This window comes from Paenibacillus sp. GCM10027630, from assembly GCF_042676305.1.
GTDB lineage: Bacteria > Bacillota > Bacilli > Paenibacillales > NBRC-103111 > Paenibacillus_S.
In genome coordinates, this window is the sequence record NZ_JBHTGY010000010.1 from 158,287 (window position 1) to 173,667 (window position 15,381).

Here is a 15,381-nt window from a genome sequence, read left to right on the forward strand (position 1 = left end):
TGTTCGGGAGCATCGGGGTTGAATAAGGTTGAAATATAGGTACAAAAGAGCACTTCGCATCACTGAAATTAGTGGTGAGAAGTGCTCTTTTTATCACTCAACAGGTGCAAGCAGAATTCCAGATCCGCCTGCAGATGCTGCTGCATGAGCAGCTCAGCGGTTTGTCCGTCCCTTGCATGAATGGCGTCATAAATTCTTTCGTGCTCATCGATCAAGAACGGCCGGTTATAGTAAACGACAGTACGCCGAAATAAATAAATGATGGATTGCATACGATCAATCATTTCTATCATCACTGCATTATTGCTGGCCTGCACGATAATTTCATGAAAGCTCTCATTGGCTCGCATAATTTCATCAATAGTTCCAGTCCTTCCAACCCTTACACATTCCTTAAGTAAAGCAAGCTCATTTTCATGTAAATAAGTGGCCGCGCAGCGTGCAGAATAGCCTTCCAACAGGATGCGAACCTGGAATGTATTCCGGAGGTCCTTCTCTGATGGATTCACAACTTTTTTATTAGCAATGAGACCTTCCTGCTCTAATTTTCGAATAGATTCACGAATAGGAGTACGGCTAACCCCTAATTCGGAGGCTAGTTTTTCTTCGACAATTTTGGTTCCGCGAGGAAGGGCTCCGCTTATTATCATTTCACGAATAATTTCATAAGATTGGCGGTAAGCCGGTCGGGATTTTTCATAGCTTTGTGACAAAAGGGTGCACCTCTTTGATCCAAAATCTTATCGCAATTCAAAGGATAATTATAAACTTATGTTTAACAAAAGTATAGATAACAAGTATTTCGCCCTAATCGTATCCGATTTCAATAAAATTGTATACAAAATTAATATTGACTGTATACAAAACTTTAGTTATTGTATCTGTGTATTCTTTGATTATGGAAACGTGGAGGGATGGAAAATGAAAAGAAATATCGGGTTTATCGGCTTGGGAATTATGGGCAAACCTATGACATTAAATTTGATCAAAGCTGGTTATAAGTTAACGGTATACGATATAAATCAGGAAGCTGTAAATGATTTGACGCTTTCTGGTGCAGCAGCAGCGGCCTCACCGAAGGAAGTGGGAGCAAATAGCGATATTATTTTTACAATGGTACCTAATTCCGAGCATGTTAAGGATGTTGTGTTAGGCGAGAATGGGATTGTTAAAGGGGCCAGGCCAGGCGCAATCATTGTTGATATGAGCTCGATTACACCAGTGGCATCCAAGGCAATTGCAAGTGAAGCTGCGAAAAGCGGTATTGAAATGCTGGATGCTCCTGTAAGCGGGGGAGAGCCTAAAGCGATAGACGGTACTTTAGCAATCATGGTAGGCGGTAAGGAAGAAATTTTTGAAGGCGTCAAACCTATTCTTTACTGTATGGGAAAAGATGTAACCTTGGTGGGCGGTAACGGTTGCGGGACAACGGCCAAATTAGCTAATCAGATCATTGTAAATTTAAATATTGCCGCTATGTCTGAAGCGCTTGTTTTAGCAGCCAAAGCTGGTATTGACATAGATAAGATGTACCAAGCTATAAGAGGTGGGCTTGCCGGAAGTGCTGTGCTTGATGCCAAGGTTCCTTTGATTCTTGAAAGAAATTTTGTGGCTGGCGGAAGAATCGATATCAACCTTAAGGATATTACGAATGTTATGGAAACAGCTCATGAAATCGGTGTACCGCTGCCGCTGTCCAGTCAGCTGCTTGAAATTATGCATGCCTTGAAAGTAGACGGTAAAGCAAGTCAAGATCATGGCGGCATTGTCCAATACTATGAGAAGCTTGCGAATACGGAAGTTAAAAGAGCTGAGGTGTAATAAGTGTCGATCCATAGCGGAAAGCTGTCTTTTTCTTCCATCCAACCCCAATTGCCGGCGGAATGGAAGGAAGTGAACCTACGACCCTTAATCAAGCAGATGAATGAAGCGCTCCATAGGAAAATTATTGTGCTGGATGATGATCCAACCGGCGTACAAACCGTACATGACATCGATGTCCTGACTCAATGGGACAAGGAGCTGCTGCGGGATGCGTTTGAAAAGCAGGAGACCGTGTTTTATATTCTGACTAATACGCGAGGACTTGATGCAGCCGCAGCAGAACGCATAAACCGCGAAATTGCAGAGAATGTGCAAGCAGTGGCAGATGAAACGGGCATGAAGTTTGTTTTCGTCAGCCGCAGTGACTCTACATTACGAGGGTACTACCCACTCGAGACAGACACTTTATCAGAAACGATGAACCGCTTAACGGGAAAAGAGTATGACGGTCATTTGATTATTCCGGCTTTTTTTGAAGGAGGACGAGTGACCTATGAGAATACACATTATATCCTCGATGGCGATACTATGCTTCCGGCCCATGAGTCGGAATTTGCGAAGGATAAAGTATTTGGCTATCAGCAAGGCGATCTGACTCAATGGGTCGCAGAAAAAACGGATGGCCGGATCCAGCCGGAGGACTGTTTTGTTGTCACATTAGATCAATTACGCAGTGGACCGGAAGCTGTCGAAGAGGTTTTAATGAAGGTCCAAGGAAATAAACCGGTCATTGTAAATGCGCTGTCTTATTCGGATCTGGATGTGCTGTCACTTGCGTTATTGCGAGCTGAGTCCAAAGGTAAATCATTTATTTTTCGTACGGCAGCCTCTTTTGTTAAGTCTTACGGAGGGATAAATAATCTGGATTATTTACCCAAAGAGAAGCTGATAGCCAAAGGACAAGAAGCTCATGGCGGGCTCATCGTTGTTGGGTCCTATGTTCAGAAAACAACACGCCAATTGGAGCAATTACTGAATAACTCGGACATTGTTCCTTTACAATTAGAGGTTGAAAAGATTCTGGATCCAGCTGAACGGCTGAGCGAATTGAAGCGGCTTGCTAACGAAGTTAATGAACTGCTTGCCCAAGGGAAAAATGTCGTGGTCTACAGCAGCCGCAAGCTTGTAGCCGTGGATAACAAATCAGAGAATTTGCAAATTAGCCACACGGTTTCGACTGCCCTGGTACGAATTGTTCAATCGTTGAGAGCCGTTCCTAAATTTATTATCGCCAAAGGTGGAATTACCTCTAGTGATATTGCTACTAAAGGATTGAATATTCGCAAAGCAAGAGTGCTGGGACAAGTATCGGCAGGTGTGCCTGTATGGCTGACCGGAGACGAAGCCAAATTCTCAGGAATCCCTTATATCGTTTTTCCTGGTAATGTCGGTACAGATGAGACCCTATTGGATACGGTTCTGAAAATTGAAAGTTAAATTTGAAGTGAGCTTAATCTACAGGTTAAAGGCTCATAGCTTACCCTGAAGTTACTAAATATCATTAAAATCAGTCCTTAAACTATTCTTTCTTTTTCTGTATGATATGAATGCAGCGCTAGGCTTGTAAAAGAATTCTAGGGAGGAAATAACATGGATTATCGTTTTATGGGGAAAACGGGGCTTCGGGTTAGCGAGCTTTGCTTGGGCGCAATGACATTTGGACGGGAAGCAACCGAGCAGGAAAGCTTTAACATTATGGATCATTTCGTCCATGCAGGCGGAAATTTTATCGATACAGCGGATGTTTACAGTCTTGGATTATCTGAAGAAATAGTCGGCCGCTGGCTAAAACAAAGAAACCGGGACGATCTGGTCATTGCTACGAAAGTACGCTTTGGCATGGGCAGCGGCCCTAATGATGTGGGATTGAGCCGTAAGCATATTATGGCAGGTGTAGAGGCCAGCCTTCGCCGACTTGGTGCCGATTACATCGACCTTTATCAAGTTCATGCATGGGATCCCAAAACTCCGTTGGAGGAAACATTAAGTACATTGAACGAATTAGTAAAACGCGGCTGGGTTCGTTATATCGGGGCAAGTAATTTTCGCGGCTGGCAGTTGCAAAAAGCCGTTGATCTCAGCAGACAGAATGGCTGGGAGCCGTTTGCATGTCTACAGCCTCAATACAATCTGTTATGCCGTGCGACAGAATATGAGATTCTCCCGGTCTGCGTGAGCGAAGGTATCGGCGTCATTCCTTGGAGCCCGCTCAGAGGCGGATGGTTAAGCGGTAAGTTTCACAGGGGCATGAATATTCCTCCTGAAGATTCCAGAGTGGCACAAGCGGATGCCAAGGGCTGGAGCGAATCATGGAAAAACTATAACAATGAATATACATGGAAGGTGCTCGATGCTCTCTATGCAGTGGCCGAAGAGGCCGGCAAAACACCTGCACAAACCGCGATCAACTGGTTATTGCAGCGCGAAGGCGTGACTGCACCGATTATTGGAGCAAGGACGATCGAGCAATTGGCAAGCAATCTCAGCGCTTCAGGCTGGTCCTTAAGCGTTGATCACATGAATCGTTTAAATGAAGCTACTGAGCTCCATGTGACTTATCCGTATGATAGCGGTGCGAACAGACAGCAGAGGGCGGGAAGAGAATAAGTTATCCTTGGTCAAATACCTATACACTCTGGGAGGAATTATTGGATGGCAACCACCTTTGGAATTATCGGGAGCGGCTGGAGAACTGACTTTTACATGCGAATTATGGAGGCATTGCCTGAAAAATTTCGTGTAAGCGGTGTGGTAGTGCGAGGCGTTGAGAAAGGCAAAGCATTTGAACAGCGCTGGGGAGTCCCAACCTTCCGAACTCTTGAGGAGATGTTAAGCCAGACTGCTCCATCATTTGTCGTTCTTTCCGTGCCATGGGCGATGACACCTGATTTAATCAAAGAAATGGCGGATAGAGGCATCCCCGTATTATCGGAAACACCACCCGCACCCGATGTGGATCATCTGAACAAGCTGTATCATGAAATAAGCAAGGATGCCAGAGTGCAAGTAGCGGAGCAGTTTGCCTTTCAACCGCAGCACGCAGCACGAATTGCGATTGTGAAATCAGGTGTATTGGGTACGGTTACCCAGGCGCAAGTTTCAGCCGCACATGGCTATCATGGAATGAGTATTATGCGCAGCTTGCTGGATCTTGGTTTTGCGGATGCGAAAATTCGCGGCTATAATTTTGCCTCACAGATTGTAAGCGGTCCGAACCGTGAGGGTGACCCCGTTGAAGAGAAGATGGCTATGTCCAATCAAGTGTATGCGATTCTGGAATTTGATAATAAATTGGGCATTTTTGATTTTACAGGAGATCAATATTTTTCATGGATTCGGTCCTCACGATTGCTTGTACGCGGTGACAGAGGTGAATTGATGAATGATCAGCTGAAATATTTAAAGGATTATCAAACTCCTGTCGAAATGAATTTGAAACGGTTGAACGCTGGGGAGAACGGCAATCTGGAAGGCTATTACCATAAAGGAATTTTGGCTGGAGATCAGTGGGTGTACCGCAACCCGTTTATGCCGGGGCGGCTAACGGATGAAGAAATCGCCATTGCTACTTGCCTTCAAAAAATGGGTGAATACGTCGAGGGCGGACCCAGCTTTTACAGCTTGGCTGAAGCGGCGCAGGATCACTACCTCGGCATCAAGATCAAAGAAGCAGTGGATTCGGGTGAAACGGTCCAGACAACCAAGCAATCCTGGGCGCAGTAAAACGCCAGCTCCTATCCGATTGCGTTTGATACATAGGGGGTTCCGTGTGAACCCCTTCTATGGTGATGATACATGCGTGTCGATTTGGTGGAGACGGTATGCTTTTGCGTAGGCAGCAGGTTGATCAAAACCATTTATGAAAGCGCTTTAATAACGAGTGCGCGGATAACTCCTTATTTTTGTCCAAATGTATATTTGAATCGTATATTTTCATCGTACCGTTTGTTCCGGATAATAGGATGTAGAGCGAATAAGGAGGTAATAACAGTAAATGACAACTCAATTGCGGTTTAGACAAGTACATTTGGATTTTCATACCAGCCCGGATATTCCGGCAATTGGTGCGGATTTCCATGCAGAAGAGTTTGCAGCATCACTGGAACAAGCCAGAGTGGACTCGATTACGTGTTTTGCTCGATGCCATCATGGCATGCTTTATTATGACTCACAGGTGAATCCGGAGCGAATTCATCCAGATCTCAGCAATAAGAACTTACTAAAGGAACAGATTGAAGCTTGCCATAAACGCAACATTCGTGTGCCTATTTACATAACGGTACAGTGGGATCATTTTACAGCCGAGCAGCATCCGGAATGGATTGGCTTAGACGAGAAGGGCCACACCATCGGCACGCCTGTTTATGAAGCTGGTTTTTACCGTCATCTTTGTGTAAACACTCCATATCGGGAATTTCTGAAGCAGCATACGATAGAAATCCTCGAAATGTTCGGTGCTGAGGTTGATGGACTTTTTTATGACATTGTAAAAACAGTTGATTGCTCTTGTAAATATTGTCGGGATGGCATGGAGAAAGCGGGATATGACCCGACGCAAGCCGCGGACCGACTTAGCTATGCAACAGAAATGATGGATGATTTCAAACGCGAGATGAGTGCTTTAATAAGAGAAAGAAATAAAGATTGCACGATCTTCTACAATAAAGGCCATATAGGTATTGCCGATAAAGCGACGGCTGGTGCCTTCAGTCATTTTGAGCTGGAATCTTTGCCGAGCGGCGGCTGGGGGTATATGCATTTTCCTTTGGCGGTGCGCTATGCGCGTACTTTGGGGCTCGATAATCTGGGGATGACCGGAAAATTCCACACATCATGGGGCGACTTTCATTCCTTCAAAAATCAGGCGGCATTGGAGTTTGAATGCTTCAACATGCTTTCCTTGAATGCCAAATGCAGCATTGGCGACCAGCTTGATCCGAATGGCAGAATCTCGGCTCCGGTATATGAGCTGATCGGTGCTGTGTACAGCCAGGTTGAGCGGAAGGAGCCTTGGTGCGAATACGCCACAGCGGTTACCGATATAGCTGTATTAACGCCTGAGGAGTTTAGTGTTAAGGAGCTTAGAATGCCTCCGGCGGCAATGGGGGTTACTCGTATGCTGCAGGAAAGCGGGCATCAATTTGATATTATTGATAGCGACAGCGATTTCTCCCGCTACAAGGTTTTAATTATGCCTGATAATATCCCGGTTTCCGCACAATTTGGGAACAAGCTTGATGATTATGTCAATGGTGGGGGAGCAGTGATTGCTTCTTTTGAGTCCGGGTTAAATGCGCAGGGAAGTGAAATTGGCTGGAGTAAGCTTGGAGTGAAGCTGAAAGAGCAGCAGACCCGTGATGAGGACGGAAATTTGGTTCGTGGCAAGCGCTACTCCAAAAATGATTATGTCGATTATATTTTGCCGCAGGGTGATATCGGAGCAGGTCTGCCGCAAACCGAACACGCGATGTATCTTAAGGGCGTTGAAGTGGAAGCGCTGCCGGGAAGCGAGCTGTTGTCTCCGGTTATCCAATCGTATTTCAACCGTTCCTACAAGCATTTCTGCTCCCATCGCCAGTCGCCTTCATCGGGTGAAGTGGAATATGCGGGTATTGTGAGAAATGGCAATGTGATTTACTTCGCCCATCCGATATTCAACCAGTACCAGCAAAATGCACCGCGTTGGTGCAAGCAATTGTTCTTGAACGCCTTGAACATGCTGCTGCCTGAACCGGTTCTCAAGCATAACGGGCCAAGCACTATTCTGGCAACCGTGAATGAGCAATCGGCCCAAGACCGTTGGGTTGTTCACTTGCTTCATTATATTCCGGAGCGCAGAAGCGCCGACATCGATATCATCGAAGATGTCATCCCGGTTTATGATGTGCGGGTCCGTGTTCGAACAACTGAGAAGGTGAAAGCGGTAACTTGCGTGCCGGAACAGCAGCCCCTGTCCTTTACATTCGCAGATGGATATACGGACTTTGTGCTTCCGAAGTTGAATGGGCATCAAATGATCTCGATTCAATATTAAAAGGAATTGATCGTATTAAGAAGGGCCGTCCGGAACATCGGACGGTCCTCTTATATGTTCGACCCGCCTACCTTTGTATGCGTGAAAGGGGGAACGAATTTGCGGCATGAGGCACGGATGTGTTTGCCGCCGTCATGCAATTAGCCCCGCGCGCTGGGAGCTGCGCTCGGGGCGAATAGCTGTTTGGCAAATTTGGCGGTTAGGACATGCTGGTCGCATCCCCCGGGCAGTCACCCGGGGTGTCAATAAAGGGCGGGCGCTCACACACTCGGCACTCCGCTCCGCACTCCGACCCCCTCACCTATGTTCTTTGTTCTACTCTGAGCTAAGTTCGTTTACTTCCTGACCGAGTTGCTGGTTGGGATTCATTCCTTATGAATCCCTTCAACCTTTTGTGCAACAAAGACAGTTTCTCCGATGAGGAGCGAACAGCATTTAACCCTTTCATCGATAGTGATGCTTTCTAAGAGATTGGCTTCTGAGAGATTGGCTTCTGAGAGATCGCTTTAGATCGCCCCATTCGCTGAGGAAACTTGATTCCTTCAATTGACTCACTCCCTTCGAACTTCACAAAAGCACTTGCTCGCTGGATCTCGCTCTTGCGGAACTAGGATGCTCTAATTAGTCTAGCCCCCCAAAATTCATGAGGCACTCGGAACTACGATGCGTTATTTCCTCTTGAAACTGCCGAAATGCCCCCATTTCCAGCAAATAAGGGATCGTACTTCCGTTTCACATGAATGTTCACGTGTGCAAGGAGAAATAGCGAATCCTAGTTCCTCTTCCTCCACTCTCTTGACAGTTGGTCGATACTGAAGCTTTTCGAAGATAACCTCTTTCTCCATTATCCATTGCCCGTCATTCGGTTAACCCCTGTTCAGTCATTTTCGAAAAATACTGAAAAATTTTACCCAGACTTATTTTAGTAGGAGCAGAGAGCTTCTCCTGCCTCAAATTCCACAAACTCGGGCTGCATCAGCATCCGGCTTTTTTGGAATAAAGGAAACAATTGCCTATTCCATGCGTCTATATATTCAACAAGACAATTGAACTAAAAGCAAGGAGTGAACGGATTGAGAAAACTTTGGATAACAGCAGTTATCTCGCTTCAAATGCTGTGGTGGATGCCAGCCGAGCAGGCTAATGCAATCGTCCAGAAGCCGGAGCCCCTTCGAATCCCTCCGGTCATACTGCTGCTGGAGGATACACCTTATTACGATAATATAGAGAAGGATTATCCCGAGCATCCGGTAGGAATCCTTGCGCCGCAAGATGTTCAAGTGCTTGAAGGGCAGAATGGATGGATCAATGAACGCAACCGATGGAAAATCAAGACGTTATCCGGGGAAAAATGGATAGTGACGGAGCCAGGAACGTTCGACGTACCACCTCCAGATACCATCACACTGCTAGAGGAAACATCAATTTATGGGTCAAAAAGCGAAAAGGGGGAACCGAATGCGGTTCTTTCCCCACAAAATGTTCGAGTCGTCGGAGCAGATAAGCTATGGTTCCAAACAAAAGCCAAGGATGACAACGGTCGTGTATGGCTCAAAATTAGTACGACATGGCTCGGGGACCAGTGGATACACATCCCCATTGGTTCTGTCGGTTACACGCGGCAGGTTGACCGCAAGGAATATCTGATGAGCGCTGATGTATATGATAATCCGCCGATCCATTACTTGGAGGCTAAGCAGGTTGGAGAAGTGCGCGACCGTTACGTTCACGTCAATGGGGAGTTCGTTACGGCGTTCGGAAAAGCCTACCGCATCCAAACTGACATTGGGGACAAGTGGGTAAACACCCAAGGCACGGAAATAACGGCTGCGAACGAGGAGGTAGAACTAAGAACAGAGACACCGTTGTTTTCTACGTTTTTGGACATCGGAGGGCAGCTTGCCATTTTACAGCCTCAGATTGTAACTGCTTTTGAGAAAATTATGGCCGATCCTGAAGGTCAGAAGGTTTGGTATCATGTCCGTACAGCGCAAGGGGAAGGCTGGGTCAATCGCTCGTTAAGTGCACCTGAGAATGAAGTGCCGATTAATATTGATATTCGGCTTCACACTCAGATCACTTTATACCAGTATCCGAATGGCCAGATGGTTAAGCGTTATGATCCACTCTCAGCACAGACGGTACACGCGAAAGCTTATTGGAATGACGAGTACGGCCAGACATGGTTCCGAATCGATTCTTATGCCGGCAAGGCGTGGATACGGACAGATCCGCGTCTCGATAAATTTCTTGAGCCCGATGGGAATTCCCGGCTGCAGATCACATTCAACTTTCCGCGTATGCTGCCGTATGTTCAATCCGAAAATAGGCTCCACGACTTTAATGAAGCTGACGTTGGATTTGTCAAAGAGGGCATTTCCTATCTCGCTGTCTCGCAAATAGCGAAATCGTTCAACTATAAATTGAGCGGCGCCAGTACGGATGGGTATATCACTTTAACTCCCGAGACGAGGTATGCCTTCAAAATCAAAGAAGGCGATACTAACGCGATAACGATGTGGAATGGCCGCAAGGAAAGCACAGTATCATTGAAGGCTGCTCCTCAGCTTGTTAACGGCGAGCTATATTTGCAGGTTGCCGATGCTCAAACGTTATTCGGAGCCTATGTCATTCAAAGCGAAGGCATACCTGTGTATTATTTGGCTGAAAAGGAATATACGGTGGAAGCGCCGGAATGGCCGACTTCAACAAAGACGGCCCCATTCCAGGTCAAAGCTTATTTGTATGATCAGCCGGAGAAAAGCGATGCTCCAATGCCGATGCTATACGTTTATGGGCAGGGAGGCCCTGGTGATCCCCGTCAATATCAACCATCATCGCTAGCCGAAACGGGAATTAAGCTCGACCAAATGAAGTTATTTGAGCTTTCCGTATCCCCTAAGCTGCAATCGGGAATGAATGATCTTACAGTCATTCTCAAAGTAGGAGAACGAATTGTATGGAAGTATGAGCCTTCGATACAATCAAACGAGTAACTAAAGAGAAAAGGAAGGGGCATTACCGATGAATCCCGTTTTCTTTGCAACACCACCACAGTTCCGCGCATGGCTTGAAGCTAATCATGATCAAACCCAGGAATTATGGGTTGGCTATTACAAGAAAGGAACAGGCAAGCCAAGCCTAACTTGGCCGGAGTCGGTTGATGAAGCGCTATGTTATGGCTGGATTGACGGTCTGCGTAAAGGGATTGACGACATCAGCTATATGATTAGGTTTACACCGCGGAAGAAAAGCAGTATTTGGAGTGCTGTAAACCTTGAGCGGGTGAAGGAGCTCTCCAGTCTTGGACTTATGCGTCCGGAGGGGCTTCGTGCATTCGAAGCGCGAAAGCAGGATAAATCTGTTATATACTCCTATGAGCAAAAGGAGGATGCCAAGCTGGGCGATGCTTATGAACAGCAGTTTCGTGCCAACAAGCAGGCATGGGATTTCTTTCAGTCTCAGGCACCTTCGTACCGCAAGACCGCGATATGGAAAATTATTAGCGCAAAGAAGGAAGAGACGAAACTCAGACGGCTTGCTGAGCTCATCCAATATTCAGAGCAAGGGCAGGCTATACCGTCGTTGATCTGGCAGAAAAAGAAGGAGTAATCTCTCAAACTTAAGCGGGTTATTATCCAGAGAAAATGATAAGGATGGTGCAATTCAAGCAGTCAATCGATTGAAGCTGAATTAGTGAAGGAACCATTAACCTCTGCTGGGGAGGATTAATGGTTTTTTTGCTGTACATGTAATTAAGCTTGCTTGGCAGGGATCATGATGAGGAAAAATTAGTCTTTTTAATTCCAGAAGATTCTAGTAAGATTAGCTTGAATCCTAAATCACACGGTAGCCCAATCAGAGCATCAGCGTTGCGGGCAAGCAGGGGGAAATCGGCATGCTGTTTATGAATAAGTACGTTAGTAAGTATTGGAAATTATTTTGTTTAGCTTTCCTGTGTTTGACGGCTGAGGCACTATGTGATCTGCTGCAACCGGCCATTATGGCCAAAATTATAGATATCGGAGTTGCCAACCAGAAGATGGACTATGTATGGCAAATGGGAGGCTTGATGCTTTTTATTACAGCAATGGGAGCATTGGCGGCTTCGGCGCGTAATGTGGTTGCCACTCAAGTATCGCAAAGGTTTGGTGCCGAACTCAGATCAGACCTGTTCAGAAAAATACAAACGCTTTCTTTTCAAAATATCGATCAATTCGACCGTGCTTCACTTGTAACCCGACTAACGAATGATGTAACTCAGGTGCAAAATTTTGTGAACGGTCTTATGCGTATTTTCGTTAAAGCACCACTGCTATGTATCGGAGCTTTGATTATGGCAGCGCGGCTGGATTCGCATCTGGCTATGATACTCGTCATTGTTGTTCCGATTGTTGGCGTGCTAATTGCTTTGAATATGAAGGTAGGCTTTCCTTTTTTTATGAAGGTGCAAAAGGCTCTCGATCGGGTGAACAGCGTAATGCGCGAATATTTGTCCGGGGTGCGGGTAGTCAGGGCATTTAACCGATTCGATTACGAAGTCAATAAGTTTAATGACGCCAACCAGGAGTACCAAACCAGATCGAGAACGGCGATGCGTGCTATGGCTATTTTTAGCCCCGGGATAACCTTGACAGTGAACTTGGGGATTATCGCGGTCCTTTGGCTGGGGGGGCTTCGGGTCGATAACGGGCAGATGCAGGTCGGCACTACGATTGCTTTTGTTAACTATATGACACAGATTTTATTCGCACTTATGACTATTTCAATGGTCTTCAATATGTTTGTAAGGGCTAAGGCGTCAACAGGACGGATCGGTGAAGTGTTTGCGCAGGAGAACAGCATGGTATGGAATGAAGTTCCTGTACATCCTTTGCCTATAAAAGGAAGAGTTGATTTTGAACAGGTAAGCTTTCTGTACGAAGGCACGATGGAGCCTGTGATCAAAAATGTAACCTTTAGCTGCTTGCCGGGTGAGACCGTCGGAATTATAGGTTCAACAGGTTCGGGGAAAAGCAGTCTGGTCAGTCTGATTCCACGTTTCTATGATCCTAATTCGGGTTCTGTAAAAGTAAATGGGATTGATGTCAGAGAAATGGATCCCACAAAGCTGAGAGATAAAATCGCCGTCGTTCCTCAGAAAACCGTGCTTTTTACAGGGACCGTTCTAGAGAACATACGGATTGGCAAGGAAGATGCCACGCTGGAAGAAGTGGAGCAAGCGGCGCGGATGGCCGATGCCCATGGATTTGTTTCCTCCTTTCCTGAGGGCTACAATACGGTACTTGGGCAGCAAGGAGTCAATTTCTCCGGTGGTCAGAAGCAAAGAGTGTCGATAGCAAGGGCGTTGGTGCGAAAGCCGGAAATTCTTATTTTGGACGATTGCACGAGCGCGGTTGATGTAACAACAGAGGCTAATATTAAGGAAGCGCTAAAGAAATACGCGAAGGGCCTCACCTGCCTCATTATTGCTCAACGAATAACTTCCGTTATGGATGCGGATAAAATCATCGTGCTGGATCATGGGCAAATTGTTGGCATAGGCAAGCATGATGAGCTTATAAGGGATTGCGATGTTTATCAGGAAATTTTCCAATCACAGGTGGGTAAGGAGATGCAGAAAAATGGCTGAGCCGCATGAGCAATCGAAGGAACGCAAAGATCAGCCCGATATTCCGATGATGGGTCCGGGAAGGCCAGGCGCAGGCTTTGGCAATCGAGCCAGAGGAGTGGTCGTTAAGCCCAAAAACTTTAAGGGTACATTAAAACGATTATGGTTTTACATGGGGAAGGAAAGAAAATGGCTGTCCATTGTCTTCCTGTTTATATTAATCAACTCGGCGATTACTCTGTCAGCGCCTTATCTTATTGGTGTTTCCGTTGATGCGATGGCTGAGTCCAGCGGAGTCAATTTCAAGCTGCTTGAGATCATGATTATTGCGCTTGTGGTTGCCTACATTGCGGATGGTCTGCTTACCTTCCTGCAGGGCTGGCTGATGGCTGGTGTATCTCAGCGGATTGTTATGCATTTGCGGCGGGCGCTGTTTGAAAAGCTGCAAAAGTTGCCCTTGTCCTATTTCGATTCTCGCAGGCACGGCGAGATTATGAGCCGCTTATCCAATGATATCGATAATGTAAGCAACACATTGTCTCAGTCAATTGCCCAGCTGATGTCGGGATCGATAGCTATTGTTGGTTCGTTGATCATGATGCTCGTGCTTAGTCCCACGCTTACTTTAGCAAGCTTGATCACAGTGCCGTTGGTTTACTTGCTTGCCCGAACGATAACGAAAAGAACGAGTGTGCTGTTTAAGGAACAGCAGGTGCAGCTAGGCAAGCTTAATGGACATGTTGAGGAAACGATCTCAGGTATTCATGTTGTTAAAGCATTTAACCATGAGGATAAAGCGATTAAGGAGTTTGATGAGGTCAACGCCAGACTGTGCGAAGTCGGAGTGAAAGCGCAAATATGGTCAGGCTTTCTTATGCCGCTGCTCGCAGTCATCAACAATATTGGATTTACAGCGGTTGCAGTGGTAGGCGGTGTTTTGGCCGTAAAAAGCCTCATTACTGTCGGCATTATAGCCAGCTTCCTGAGTTATTCCAGACAATTCGTCAGGCCCTTGAATGAGATTGCTAATATTTTCAATATTTTGCAATCCGGTGTGGCCGGTGCAGAGCGGGTGTTTGAGGTGCTTGATGAACAGGAGGAGGCTGAGGATTCACCGGAAGCTATTGTGCTGGACAATCCCAAAGGGCAGGTAGTGTTCGAAAATGTCAGCTTCGGCTACAGACCCGATGTTCCCATATTGAAAAATGTGAGCTTTGTGTCCGATGAAGGCAGCAGTACAGCGCTGGTCGGACCTACAGGCGCAGGCAAGACGACTATCGTAAATTTGGTTACACGATTCTATGATGTTACGGGCGGGAGAATTCTCATCGACGGCGTTGATATAAAGCAATATACGCGAGATAGCTTAAGAAAAGCTTTCGGTATCGTGCTTCAGGATACGTATTTATTCTCGGGAACGATCAAGGAGAATATCAAGTACGGCAAATCCGATGCCACGGATGAGGAGATCGAAGCAGCGGCGGCTATGGCTAATGCGGATGCTTTTATAAAAAGGCTGCCTAATCAGTATGATACGATGCTATCGGAGAACGGCGGGAATCTCAGTCAAGGACAGCGGCAGCTGCTTGCTATCGCAAGGGTCATACTGGCTAAGCCGTCCATCCTTATACTTGATGAAGCAACGAGCAGCATCGATACTCGGACAGAGCTGCACATCCAGGACGCCCTGCTGAACATTATGAATGGGCGTACCAGCTTTATCATCGCACATAGGCTCAACACAATCCGCGATGCCGATACGATTATGGTAATTGACCGTGGTGCCATTGTGGAGAAGGGTGCACATGATCCGTTAATCAGGGAACAAGGAACGTATTACCGGATGTTTTTTAACCAGTTTAAAAATATTGAAGGTGCGCTGGATTAAGACCTGTTTTCAAAAGAGATATAA

Annotated in this window: 10 protein-coding genes; 9 read left to right on the forward strand and 1 reads right to left on the reverse strand. The window is 46.2% G+C overall.

Translation table 11 applies throughout. The features are described from left to right. Window positions 1-68 precede the first annotated feature (68 nt). On the reverse strand, window positions 69-713 hold the full coding sequence (locus ACFQ0C_RS05605) for a GntR family transcriptional regulator (protein ID WP_258212901.1): 645 nt from the start codon (window positions 711-713) through the stop codon (window positions 69-71). A 208-nt stretch (window positions 714-921) separates the two neighbouring features. On the opposite strand from ACFQ0C_RS05605, the gene garR reads away from it, so the two are divergent. From garR to ACFQ0C_RS05650, 9 genes are all read left to right on the forward strand, one after another. Continuing rightward, window positions 922-1,821 (forward strand): 2-hydroxy-3-oxopropionate reductase, encoded by a 900-nt coding sequence (gene garR, locus ACFQ0C_RS05610; protein ID WP_379364759.1) that lies wholly within the window; start codon window positions 922-924, stop codon window positions 1,819-1,821. A gap of 3 nt (window positions 1,822-1,824) precedes the next feature. Further along, window positions 1,825-3,261 (forward strand): four-carbon acid sugar kinase family protein, encoded by a 1,437-nt coding sequence (locus ACFQ0C_RS05615; RefSeq protein WP_379364761.1) that lies wholly within the window; start codon window positions 1,825-1,827, stop codon window positions 3,259-3,261. A 153-nt stretch (window positions 3,262-3,414) separates the two neighbouring features. Then, window positions 3,415-4,431 (forward strand): aldo/keto reductase, encoded by a 1,017-nt coding sequence (locus tag ACFQ0C_RS05620; RefSeq protein ID WP_379364763.1) that lies wholly within the window; start codon window positions 3,415-3,417, stop codon window positions 4,429-4,431. Between the two features lie 45 nt (window positions 4,432-4,476). Next, a complete protein-coding gene (locus tag ACFQ0C_RS05625) occupies window positions 4,477-5,547 on the forward strand; it encodes a Gfo/Idh/MocA family protein (RefSeq protein ID WP_379364765.1) in 1,071 nt (356 codons plus the stop codon). Between the two features lie 271 nt (window positions 5,548-5,818). Continuing rightward, on the forward strand, window positions 5,819-7,858 hold the full coding sequence (locus ACFQ0C_RS05630) for an alpha-amylase family protein (protein WP_379364767.1): 2,040 nt from the start codon (window positions 5,819-5,821) through the stop codon (window positions 7,856-7,858). A 1,073-nt stretch (window positions 7,859-8,931) separates the two neighbouring features. Beyond that, window positions 8,932-10,854, forward strand: a complete 1,923-nt coding sequence (locus ACFQ0C_RS05635) for a hypothetical protein (protein ID WP_379364769.1) — start codon at window positions 8,932-8,934, stop codon at window positions 10,852-10,854. A gap of 28 nt (window positions 10,855-10,882) precedes the next feature. After that, a complete protein-coding gene (locus tag ACFQ0C_RS05640) occupies window positions 10,883-11,470 on the forward strand; it encodes a YdeI/OmpD-associated family protein (RefSeq protein WP_379364771.1) in 588 nt (195 codons plus the stop codon). 286 nt (window positions 11,471-11,756) lie between these two features. After that, window positions 11,757-13,490, forward strand: coding sequence for an ABC transporter ATP-binding protein (locus ACFQ0C_RS05645; RefSeq protein WP_379364773.1), 1,734 nt, complete (start codon window positions 11,757-11,759; stop codon window positions 13,488-13,490). A gap of 46 nt (window positions 13,491-13,536) precedes the next feature. After that, complete coding sequence (locus tag ACFQ0C_RS05650) at window positions 13,537-15,357, forward strand: ABC transporter ATP-binding protein (RefSeq protein ID WP_379364986.1); 1,821 nt, start codon at window positions 13,537-13,539, stop codon at window positions 15,355-15,357. Window positions 15,358-15,381 lie beyond the last annotated feature (24 nt).

Coding starts and splice junctions, on each gene's coding strand:
- ACFQ0C_RS05630 (WP_379364767.1), top strand. CDS start 5,819: ATGACAACTCAATTGCGGTTTAGACAAGTACATTTGGATTTTCATACC.
- ACFQ0C_RS05620 (WP_379364763.1), top strand. CDS start 3,415: ATGGATTATCGTTTTATGGGGAAAACGGGGCTTCGGGTTAGCGAGCTT.
- ACFQ0C_RS05645 (WP_379364773.1), top strand. CDS start 11,757: ATGCTGTTTATGAATAAGTACGTTAGTAAGTATTGGAAATTATTTTGT.
- ACFQ0C_RS05625 (WP_379364765.1), top strand. CDS start 4,477: ATGGCAACCACCTTTGGAATTATCGGGAGCGGCTGGAGAACTGACTTT.
- ACFQ0C_RS05640 (WP_379364771.1), top strand. CDS start 10,883: ATGAATCCCGTTTTCTTTGCAACACCACCACAGTTCCGCGCATGGCTT.
- ACFQ0C_RS05650 (WP_379364986.1), top strand. CDS start 13,537: ATGATGGGTCCGGGAAGGCCAGGCGCAGGCTTTGGCAATCGAGCCAGA.
- garR (WP_379364759.1), top strand. CDS start 922: ATGAAAAGAAATATCGGGTTTATCGGCTTGGGAATTATGGGCAAACCT.